The 5,971-nt window shown below is 65.3% G+C and carries 10 protein-coding genes; 9 read left to right on the top strand and 1 reads right to left on the bottom strand.

Annotated features, from left to right (window positions below):
• Nucleotides 1-264: hypothetical protein (locus VNJ47_10530; protein HXG29266.1), on the top strand; the 264-nt coding region annotated here is incomplete at its 5' end.
• 32 nt (nucleotides 265-296) lie between these two features.
• Here the strand turns inward: VNJ47_10530 and VNJ47_10525 are convergent.
• Nucleotides 297-449, bottom strand: a complete 153-nt coding sequence (locus VNJ47_10525; GenBank protein HXG29265.1) for a hypothetical protein — start codon at nucleotides 447-449, stop codon at nucleotides 297-299.
• A 25-nt stretch (nucleotides 450-474) separates the two neighbouring features.
• On the opposite strand from VNJ47_10525, the gene VNJ47_10520 reads away from it, so the two are divergent.
• From VNJ47_10520 to VNJ47_10485, 8 genes are all read left to right on the top strand, one after another.
• A complete protein-coding gene (locus VNJ47_10520; GenBank protein ID HXG29264.1) occupies nucleotides 475-1,422 on the top strand; it encodes an alpha/beta hydrolase in 948 nt (315 codons plus the stop codon).
• An 11-nt stretch (nucleotides 1,423-1,433) separates the two neighbouring features.
• A complete protein-coding gene (locus VNJ47_10515; protein ID HXG29263.1) occupies nucleotides 1,434-1,649 on the top strand; it encodes a TraR/DksA C4-type zinc finger protein in 216 nt (71 codons plus the stop codon).
• Nucleotides 1,649-2,017: a DUF2730 family protein gene (locus VNJ47_10510; GenBank protein ID HXG29262.1), complete on the top strand. Its 369-nt coding sequence runs from the start codon at nucleotides 1,649-1,651 to the stop codon at nucleotides 2,015-2,017. The genes VNJ47_10515 and VNJ47_10510 overlap by 1 nt, the downstream gene beginning before the upstream one ends.
• Nucleotides 2,018-2,030: 13 nt before the next feature.
• On the top strand, nucleotides 2,031-2,216 hold the full coding sequence (locus VNJ47_10505) for a hypothetical protein (GenBank protein ID HXG29261.1): 186 nt from the start codon (nucleotides 2,031-2,033) through the stop codon (nucleotides 2,214-2,216).
• Entirely contained in the window at nucleotides 2,213-2,509 is a 297-nt protein-coding gene (locus tag VNJ47_10500) for a hypothetical protein (GenBank protein ID HXG29260.1), read from the top strand. Before VNJ47_10505 ends, VNJ47_10500 begins: the two co-directional genes overlap by 4 nt.
• Nucleotides 2,509-3,075, top strand: a complete 567-nt coding sequence (locus tag VNJ47_10495) for a DUF3486 family protein (protein HXG29259.1) — start codon at nucleotides 2,509-2,511, stop codon at nucleotides 3,073-3,075. The genes VNJ47_10500 and VNJ47_10495 overlap by 1 nt, the downstream gene beginning before the upstream one ends.
• Complete coding sequence (locus VNJ47_10490; GenBank protein HXG29258.1) at nucleotides 3,047-4,621, top strand: terminase family protein; 1,575 nt, start codon at nucleotides 3,047-3,049, stop codon at nucleotides 4,619-4,621. Before VNJ47_10495 ends, VNJ47_10490 begins: the two co-directional genes overlap by 29 nt.
• Nucleotides 4,621-5,971: DUF935 domain-containing protein (locus tag VNJ47_10485; protein HXG29257.1), on the top strand; the 1,351-nt coding region annotated here is incomplete at its 3' end. The genes VNJ47_10490 and VNJ47_10485, both read left to right, overlap by 1 nt.

Below are 5,971 nucleotides of genomic sequence, written 5' to 3'. Positions count from 1 at the left end.
TGCAGCCGTGCTCTGTTCGGCGACGATCGGCTGCTCAAGAACCCCCAGCTGCTCGAAGACCCGATCAACGCATGCCTGTCGGCAGGGTGGTATTGGAACAGCCGCAAGCTCAATGCCTATGCCGACGCCGACCGCTTTACCGCGATCAGCGGCCTGGTCAACACCGGCTCGGACAAGAGCAAGCCCACCCAGATCAACGGCTACCAGGACCGGCGTGCGTGGTGGGACAAGGCGCGCAAGGTACTGGGCGTGAAGATCGGCTGATGGGCGCCGCTGCAAAACACGCGCTAGAGCGCTCACGACAGCGGCAGCGCCGGTGGCGTTTCCGGGTGGGTGTCGGTCTGGCGATCGCCGCAATGCTGGTGCTGCTCGGCGTCCTGGCTGGCTGCGCCGTCATCGTTCACACCGAGGATCACGTTCGCATCGAGGTCGACCGCTCGGCCATCCACGTCGCCCCCAAAGTCGAGGTCAGAAATGATCGTCGTTACGAACAGGCGATTTGACGGCGAGAAGTTCGGCCACCGCTTCAACACGCTGGGGCCGATGCACCTGCGCATCGCCGACGTGTACGAGCGCCACGGCGACTGGCAAACCACCGTCTACCCCGAGGAAGTCGAAGGCAAGCGCGCGTCCGAATGGATGTTCCTGCACCTTCAGCGCCGCATGCGTGAGGAGTGCAAGGATCTGCTGATCTACGTGCACGGCTTCAAGACCGATCCGGCCGATGTGTACGCACGCATGGTCAAACTGGAGCGCATGTTCGGCGTGATCTGCGTGGCCTTCTCCTGGCCCAGCAACGGCGACGTGCTCGACTACTACGACGACAAGGATGAAGCGCGCCTGTCCGGCCCCGCACTGGCCCGTATGCTGGCCAAGATCGGCGAGTACATGGCGATCTACGACAAGCCGGAAATGGTTTGTCACCGCAGGATCTCGCTGGCCGTGCACTCGATGGGCGCCTGGGTGCTCCAGCAAGCGGTCTATTCCGAGGTTTGCGGCGGCGTTCCCTGGCTCGACAACGTCATCCTGGTGCAGCCGGACGTGAACTACGACGGCCACCGTGAGTGGGTCGAAAAGCTCAACCCGCGCGGCAACGTCTACATCACCCAGAACGAACACGACTACGCCCTGGACCTGTCGCAGCGCAAGCCAGGCGGGCTGCAGCGCGCGCGCCTGGGCAAGGTGGTGCGGCGCGAGGGCAAAGCGGCGAACGCCATCTACGTGGACTTCACCGGCGTGAAGCCGAAAGACGGCCACAGCTTCTTCGGCGATGCCGAGTCGATCAACCAGGGCTGCGTGCAGCCGGTGCTGTTCGACCTGTTCCACGGCCAGCGCCTGGACGAGAACACCGTGGTGCTGGATCCACGCACCAACGTGCTGCGAGTACGGCGCGACCGGCCGGCGAAGGGCACCGCCGCGTAATGGGAGACATCGTGGATCGCGCGGCCGCGCTGGAGGAAGCGCACCGCGAAGCGGCGCTGCAGAACCACCGGCTCAGCCGGCCGCCGCGCCAGGTGAACCACACCGGCCGCTGCTGCGGCTGCGGTCATGCGATCGAGCCGCGCCGGCTGGCGGCGGATCCGACGGTAAGCCGCTGCATCGGTTGCCAGGTCAGTTTCGAGAATGCGCATAAGAGGGGTTGCGGGTGATGAGAATCGATTTTCAGCTGATCGGGATAGTCGTGCAGGTCACCAGCCTGCTGATATCCATCGGCGCGATGCTGGTGGCGTGGGTGGCCAAGCGCCGTGCCGCCACGCAGGCAGCGATCGATCGCGTCGACGGCGTGATCAACCGTGAGGTGGCCGACCGAAAGCACGAAGTCAGGCGGCTGGAAGATCGAGTGATTGTCCTGGAACAGCACATCGTGCATGCGCCCAAGGCCGAGGACATCAACGGTCTGCGCTCGGAGATTGCCGCGCTGCGGGGCAACCTCGGGGAGTTCAAGGGCGAAATGCGCGGCCTTACACGGGCCGTGGATCTCATGAACGAGCACCTGCTCAACAAGGACCGCGGCTGAAAGCGAGACCACCATGACCACCCGAGTACAAATCACCCTGGACGATCCCGAGAACCCCGGCTGTCAGATCCGTGTGCGCGTGATCAAGGCCAACGGCAAGGAGGCCTACAAGCACACCGTGATGGATGACGGCGACACCGTCGGCTTCACGATCGGCAAGGGCGAACGCATCGAGATTCTGGAGAGCGAGGACTCATGAGCTTCGAGAAGCTGCGAACCGAAGATCGCCGCCTGGTGATCCTCCGGCTGCTGGCCGAGATACCCGGCTATGAGTGCAACTCCTCGATTCTGCAGGAGGCGCTCGACGAGTATGGGCACCCAGTTAGCCGAGACACGCTGCATGTCGATCTGGCCTGGCTGACCGAGCAGCAGCTGCTGACGGTCTCCGAGGTCGCCACGGTCAAGGTCGCGCAGCTCACTGCGCGCGGACTGGATGTAGCTGGCGGCCGTGCGGTAGTGCCAGGCGTGCGGCGGCCCGGACCGAGGATCTGATGGCGAACAGAATCAGTTCCATCAAGCGTCTGCCGCGTGAAGTTAAGGCAGCCATCGACGGCCTTCTGAAAGAGGGCCGTTTCAGCCTGGATGAGATCCTGGGCGAGATCCGCCGGCAGTATGGTGATGCAGTGGCGCCGAGCCGTTCCGCGCTGGGCCGCTACAAGAAGAATTTCGACGAGGTCTCCAAGCACATGCAGGAGGCGCGCGAGATTGCCTCGATCTGGACGCAGAAGATCGGCGAGCAGCCGGAAAGCGACATCGGCAAGGTGGCCATCGAAATGCTGCGTACGCTGGCCTTCCAGGCTTCGCAGGACGCCTACAGCGGTGAGCGTGTCAGCCCTCGCGAGCTGAACGCTCTAGCGCTGGCCATGCAGCGCATCGAGGACGCCGGCCGCCTGTCGCTGGCGCGCGAGCTGGCGCTGGAGAAGGCGGCACTGGAGAAAGCGGCGAAGGCTGCGGCTACCGTCGCCAAGAAGAAGGGCGTCTCGGCCGAAACGGTCGAGCTGATCCGCCGCGAAATCTTAGGGATCAGCGATGAGCGTCAATCCCCGTCCACCGCTTGAGCCGCGGCACAACCGCACCCCGGCCGCCTTCCTGCCTTACCAGCAGCGATGGGCAGCCGACAAGGCTCAGGTCAAGGTTATCGAGAAGAGCCGCCGCGTCGGCCTCTCGTGGGGCGAGGCGGCCGACTCCGTGCTGGAGGCCGCCAGCGAGCGCGGCCAGGACGTCTGGTACATCGGCTACACCAAGGACATGGCGCAGGAATTCATCCTGGACTGTGCCGAGTGGGCCAAACACTTCCACAGCATCGTCAGCGAGATCGAGGACTACGAGGAGGTCTTCGAGGAAGGCAACGAGCGCCAGGCGATCCAGGCGTTCCGGATCAAGTTCGACAGCGGCTATCGCATCGTCGCCCTGTCCAGCCGGCCGCGTAACCTGCGCGGCAAGCAGGGCCGCATCATCATCGATGAGGCGGCGTTCCATGACGATCTGGCCGGCCTGCTGAAAGCCGCGCTCGCCATGCTGATGTGGGGCGGTTCCGTCCACATCATCAGCACTCACAATGGCGAGGACAACCCCTTCAACGAGCTGATCCAGGAGATCCGCGCCGGCAAGAAGCCCTACAGCCTGCACCGGATCACATTCGAGGACGCGGTGCGCGAAGGCCTGTACCAGCGTGTGTGCCTGCGCACCGGCAAGAAATGGACTGCCGAGGACGAGGCCGCCTGGGTGGCGCAGATCCGCGCCCAGTACGGAGAGGACGCGGCCGAGGAGCTGGACTGCATCCCGGCGCGCGGCGGCGGCATCTGGCTGTCGCGCGTACTGATCGAGGCGCGCATGGCGGATCTGCCGGTCGTGCGCTACACCGCGCCCGACGGCATGGACCTGTGGGCTGAACATCTGCTCAAGCGCGAGGTGCTGGAGTTCTGCGAGAGCGAGCTGGATCCGCTGCTCAAGAAACTCGATCCGCGCCTGGCGTCCTTCATCGGCGGCGACTTCGCCCGTTCCGGCGATCTGGCCGTCTACGCTCCAGGCCAGCTGCAGCGAGACCTTGTGCGCAAGTTCCCGTTCCTGCTCGAGCTGCGCAACGTGCCGTTCAAGGCGCAGGAGCAGATCGTGTTCTACATCTGCGACCGGCTGCCGCGTTTCTCGCACGGCAAGTTCGACGCGCGCGGCAACGGCCAGTACCTGGCCGAGGTGGTGCGCGCCCGCTACGGCGAGGGCCGGATCGACGCGGTGATGCTGAGCGAGACCTGGTACCGGGAGAACACCGCGCCGCTCAAGGCCGCCTTCGAGGACGGCACGATCGAGCTGCCGGCCGATGCCGACACCCTCAATGACCTGGCAGCGTTCCGCCTGGTCAAGGGCGTGCCTCGGATCCCGGAGAGCCGCACCACCGGCAAGGACGGCGGCAAGCGCCACGGCGACGCCGGCATCGCAGTCCTGCTCGCCTACGCTGCCAGTCGCGAGGATCCCTACCAGCAGTTCGAGTATCACACGGTCAATGCAGAGCGCACGGTGCGCGATTTCATGCGCCCGAACCACGACGACGACATCAAGCCGCTCGGCCGTGGTGGCGGTTTCAAGCGCCGTAAAGGAGTCATTTAATGGCACAAGAAATTGTTAATTCTGGGCGCATCCTCGGCCCGGACGGACTGCCGATCCGGCGCGAGCAGCTCACGCGCGAGATCGCCACGCCCTCGCTCACCGGCGTGCGCCAGATCTGGACCTCCAGCATCGCCTCGGGATTGACCCCCGAGGACCTGGTCTCGATCCTGCAGCGCGCCGTGGAAAATGACGCTCACGATTTTCTGACCCTCGCCGAGGAAATGGAGGAGCGCGAAACGCACTACGGCGCGGTCCTGGGCGTGCGCAAGCAGGCGGTGACCGGCCTCGACATCATCGTGGAATCCGCCAGCGACAAGACGGCCGACGTGAAACTGGCCGACGAGATCCGCGCATTGATCGCGGATCCCGCATTCGACGACATGACCGAGGACCTCATGGACGCGCTCGGCAAGAGCTACAGCGCGGTGGAGATCATGTGGGATAGAAGCGAGCGCCAGTGGCGGCCGCGCGCCTACGAGCACCGCGACCCGCGCTGGTTCCGCTTCGACCGCGAGACCGGAAGCGAGCTGCGCCTGCTCGACGAGGTCGACTTCTTCAACGGCATCCCGCTGCCCGCGTACAAGTTCATCACTCACCGGCCGCGCATCAAGACCGGCCTGCCGATCCGCTCGGGCCTTGCGCGCATGGCCGCGTTTGCCTGGATCTGCAAGGCCTACGCGCTCAAGGACTGGATGGCATTCGCCGAGGTGTTTGGCCTGCCGATTACGCTGGGCAAGTACGGCCCCGGCGCGACTGCCGAGGACGTCGCGGTCCTGCGTGCGGCCGTGGCGAATATCGGCAGTGACGCCCGCGCGGTGCTGCCCGAGAGCATGAAGATCGAGTTCGAGAAGACGGCCGCGGCCGCCGGCGGCGACACCTTGTTCGAAAAGCTGTGCGAGTACCTCGACCGCCAGATGAGCAAGGCGGTCCTGGGCCAGACCTCGACCACCGACGCCCAGGCCGCTGGCCTGGGCAGCAACCAGGCTAGTGTGCACAACCAGGTGCGCGGCGACATCATCCGCGCCGATGCACGCCGCCTGGCCAACACCCTGAACCGCGACCTGGTTAAGCCTTACATCGACCTGAATCACGGCCCGCAAGAGCACTACCCGACCATCCGGATCCATATCCCAGAGCCCGAGGATCTGCAGCAGCTCACCGCTGCCTTGAAGGATCTGGTGCCGATGGGCCTGCGCGTGGAGACCAGTGTGATCCGCGACAAGCTCGGCCTGCCCGATCCGGCCAAGGATGCCGAGGTGCTGACCGCGCCGGCGGCGGCGGTGGCGCCTGCCGTGAATCACCACCAGGGCTGTCCGCACTGTGGCACTGCCCGCAACGCTGCCAGCGACG

It is taken from the genome of Nevskiales bacterium (genome assembly GCA_035574475.1).
GTDB lineage: Bacteria > Pseudomonadota > Gammaproteobacteria > Nevskiales > DATLYR01 > DATLYR01.
The sequence above is the reverse complement of the archived record's forward strand: the minus strand, read 5'-3'. Positions and strand labels throughout refer to the sequence as shown.

Excerpts from the sequence above, each read along its gene's own strand:
- VNJ47_10520 (HXG29264.1), top strand. The coding sequence starts at position 475 with ATGATCGTCGTTACGAACAGGCGATTTGACGGCGAGAAGTTCGGCCAC.
- VNJ47_10510 (HXG29262.1), top strand. The coding sequence starts at position 1,649 with ATGAGAATCGATTTTCAGCTGATCGGGATAGTCGTGCAGGTCACCAGC.
- VNJ47_10505 (HXG29261.1), top strand. The coding sequence starts at position 2,031 with ATGACCACCCGAGTACAAATCACCCTGGACGATCCCGAGAACCCCGGC.
- VNJ47_10500 (HXG29260.1), top strand. The coding sequence starts at position 2,213 with ATGAGCTTCGAGAAGCTGCGAACCGAAGATCGCCGCCTGGTGATCCTC.
- VNJ47_10495 (HXG29259.1), top strand. The coding sequence starts at position 2,509 with ATGGCGAACAGAATCAGTTCCATCAAGCGTCTGCCGCGTGAAGTTAAG.
- VNJ47_10490 (HXG29258.1), top strand. The coding sequence starts at position 3,047 with ATGAGCGTCAATCCCCGTCCACCGCTTGAGCCGCGGCACAACCGCACC.